This is a genomic window from Lysobacter sp. TAB13 (assembly GCF_052113885.1).
Classification (GTDB): Bacteria; Pseudomonadota; Gammaproteobacteria; order Xanthomonadales; family Xanthomonadaceae; genus Lysobacter; species Lysobacter gummosus.
This window is the reverse complement of record NZ_JBFRDR010000136.1, coordinates 1-512: the sequence shown is the minus strand read 5'-3', so window position 1 is coordinate 512 and position 512 is coordinate 1. Positions and strand designations below refer to the sequence as shown.

1 protein-coding gene is annotated in these 512 nt (G+C 69.5%); it reads left to right on the top strand.

The annotated features are described in order from the left end of the window. Window positions 1-437 (top strand): acetyl-CoA carboxylase carboxyltransferase subunit beta (locus AB4Y92_RS25495; RefSeq protein WP_441822153.1); only part of this gene is annotated, 437 nt, incomplete at its 5' end. Window positions 438-512: the final 75 nt, after the last annotated feature.

The window sequence follows — 512 nt, the reverse complement described above, 5'->3', positions numbered from 1 at the left end:
CCCCCTATGTCGTGTTCGCCGCCTCCGGTGGTGCGCGCATGCAGGAGGGCATCCTCTCGCTGATGCAGCTTCCGCGGACGACGGTCGCGATCCGGCGTCTGCGCGCGGCTGGGCTGCCCTATTTCGTGGTTCTGACCAACCCGACCACCGGCGGCGTCACGGCGTCCTACGCGATGCTGGGCGACGTCCACATCGCCGAGCCCGGCGCCCTGATCGGTTTCGCGGGTCCGCGCGTCATCGAGCAGACCATCCGCGAAAAGCTGCCCGAAGGCTTCCAGCGCGCCGAATATCTCAAGGATCACGGCATGGTCGACATGGTCGTCCATCGCCACGACATCCCGGCGACGCTGGCGCGCCTCGGCCGCCTGCTGACCAAGCAGCTCGAGCCGGCGGCCGATTCCAAGCAGCCGGTCGGGCCGGTCCCCGAAGCGGCCTGACACGGATAACGGGACGGCCGGGGGCCGAACGCATCATGGGGTCTTCCGACACGCTGCTGGCGCGCTTCCTGGCGC